At 72.5% G+C, this 2,600-nt stretch carries 3 protein-coding genes; 1 reads left to right on the top strand and 2 read right to left on the bottom strand.

Features of this window, described 5'->3' with window-relative positions:
* The coding region (locus G6018_RS13970) for a protein kinase (protein ID WP_241732119.1) at positions 1 to 1,148 on the bottom strand (1,148 nt) is incomplete at its 3' end.
* A gap of 101 nt (positions 1,149 to 1,249) precedes the next feature.
* On the opposite strand from G6018_RS13970, the gene G6018_RS13965 reads away from it, so the two are divergent.
* Positions 1,250 to 1,618, top strand: coding sequence for an Rv2175c family DNA-binding protein (locus tag G6018_RS13965; protein WP_179525049.1), 369 nt, complete (start codon positions 1,250 to 1,252; stop codon positions 1,616 to 1,618).
* On the opposite strand, the gene mptB is transcribed toward G6018_RS13965, so the two are convergent.
* Positions 1,587 to 2,600: polyprenol phosphomannose-dependent alpha 1,6 mannosyltransferase MptB (gene mptB / locus G6018_RS13960; protein WP_182617557.1), on the bottom strand; the 1,014-nt coding region annotated here is incomplete at its 5' end. The two genes, G6018_RS13965 and mptB, sit on opposite strands and share 32 nt — an antisense overlap.

Genomic DNA, 2,600 nt, shown 5'->3' with positions numbered 1-2,600 from the left:
TCCCCCAGCCACAGCAGACCGAGCCTGCGTCGAGGGCGGACGGGCGCCCGGTCCGACACCGGTTCCACCTCCCCTCGGGCGTAGGACTCCTCGGCGACGGGGGGCGGCGGGACCGCGTCGAGTCCCACCCTCGTGTGCATCCGTGTGGGGACGGGGCCGTCACCGTGGCCGAGCGCCTCGCCGCTCTCGCGATCGGCGGCGTCGAACTCCGTGGCACCGCCGGGCGCCGATCGCGCCGCGGCGGCGCGGGCCCGGGACCAGGACGACTGGTGGGGCGCCGGGACGACATAGGTGGGGAAGCGTCCGATCTCGGCCGCCCGGTCCAGGTCGTCGAGCATCTCCCCGGCATCCTGGTAGCGGTCCTCGCGGCTGCGTCGGGTCGCCCGGAGGATCAGGTGGTCGAGGTCCTCCGCCACGGAATCGGACTGGTCGGAGGGCGCCGGGACGTCGGTGTCCAGGCGCCGGTAGGCCACGGCGATCGAGTTGTCCCCGTTGAACGGGGGCTCGCCGGTGAGCATCTCGTAGGCGAGCACCCCCAGGGAGTACAGGTCGGAGCGCCCGTCGGTGTCGGCGCCGGAGATCTGCTCGGGGGAGAGGTAGGCGGCGGTGCCCATCACCACGCTCCGCGAGGTCGCCCTCGACTCGGCCACCGCACGGACGAGACCGAAGTCGGCGAGTTTGACCGCCCCGGTGGTGGAGATGAGGACGTTCTCTGGCTTGATGTCGCGGTGGACCAGCCCGGCCTCGTGGGCCTCGCGGAGTGCGCCGAGGAGGGGGCGGAGCACGGCGGCGGCGGCGTACGGGGGCATGGGTCCGCGCTCGTCCAGTAGTTCGCGCAGCGTGCCGCCCGGGACCAACTCCATCACGAGGAAGGCTGTGTCCCCCTCGACCCCCTGGTCGAAGACCTGGACGATGCCGGGGTCGGAGAGCCGCGCGACCGAGCGCGCCTCGAGGGTGAACCGGTCGACGAAGGCGCGATCGCCGGCGAGGGCGGGGTCCAACAGCTTGACGGCGACGTGGCGGTCCAACCGCTCGTCGGTGGCGAGGTGCACGATCGACATCCCGCCGCGTGCGATCACGGCGTCGAGCCGGTAGCGCCCGTCGAGCACGGTGCCCGGCCCTGGTAGCTGCCCGTCGTGAGTGGTCATGGAGTCCATTCTGCCCGTCGGCGTCCCGATCTCGGTATGCAACCGTGCCGTGCGCCCCGCGGTGGTGACCGCCGGGCCCCGCTGGGACTAACGTGGTGGCCGTGAGTACCGTTCCGCACTGCGATGACGTCCTGCCCGGGGACGTCGAGACGATCAATCTGCCCGAGGTGTCGCGGCGACTGGGCATCCCGGTCACCCGTGTGCACGACCTCCTCCGTGAGGGGGGGTTGATCGCCGTCCGACGTGCCGGGGTGGTGGTGGTCCCCGCGGTGTTCCTGGACGACGACGACGAGGTGGCGCGTTTCCTGCCCGGACTCGTCTCGGTTCTCCGTGACGGGGGTTACCGCGACGAGGAGATCCTGCGGTGGCTCTTCACGGAGGACGACAGCCTGCCGGGTCGCCCCGCGGACGCGCTCCACGGTCATCGCGCGCGGGAGGTCATCCGGCGCGCTCAGGCGATGGCGTTCTGACCCTTCCGGTGGCCCGCCACCACCACCAGGCCACCGCCAGTGAGGCGAGCACCGCGATCCCGGAGAGCACGGGGCTGTAGAGGCTGGTCGATCCGTTCGGACCTATCGCCATCACCAGGAACACGGTCATCCCGACCGCTGCCGTGGTGGCCCGGGGCCCCGGCCTCGCCAGCATCCAGAACGCGGCCACCCAGACGTAGTACCAGGGCCAGGCCAGCGAGTTGAGCACGACGAAGGCCAGCAACGCCAGCATGATGCCGCGGAGCGCCGTCATCCGGTCCCGGCGATGACGCCACCACACGGCCACCAGGACCACGGCGAGGACCACCCGCCCGACCTGCCGGGACACCGCGAGCACGTCCTCGAACCCGGGTGAGTCGGTGACCGCGTGGAACAGGTGCGCTGCCGCGGTCGGTGCGCTGAGGTAGTTGATCACCCTGTCGGACACGGCGATCGCGTCGAACCACCCGATCCCGGTACCGGAGGCGACGGTGGCCAGCCCGAGGACGGCCACCGCGATGGCGGCGGCCAGTGCCGTGTCCCCGAGGGCCCGGACCACCGGTCTGGTGACCGAGGGGTCCTCGCGCCGCCGGGTCAGCGCGATCCACAGCAGGAACGGGGCGACGATCACCGCGGTGGCCTTGAACGCCACCGCGATCCCGATCGCCGCGCCCGCCCACGCCCGGCGACCGTCGAGGGCCAGGACGACCGCCCCGAGGCAGGCGACGAGCGGGAAGATCTCGTTGTGCAGCCCGCCCGCCAGATGGATCACCGACAGCGGCGACGCGCACGCCAGCCAGACCGCGGCCCCCGCGTCCACCCCGGTCCGGCGGGCCGCCGTCACCAGCACCACGGTCAGTGCGGCCAGTGCCACCAACACCGCCACGCGCAGGACGACGATCCCCACCGCGGGGTGCCCGCCGGACACGGCCACCACGATCCTCATGAGGAGCAGGTGGAGCGGGCCGTAGGGAGTGGCGGA

Source organism: Dietzia sp. DQ11-44 (assembly GCF_014145205.1).
Lineage (GTDB): Bacteria > Actinomycetota > Actinomycetes > Mycobacteriales > Mycobacteriaceae > Dietzia > Dietzia natronolimnaea.
Note: the sequence above shows the minus strand (reverse complement) of the source record. Positions and strands in the feature narration are given on the sequence as shown.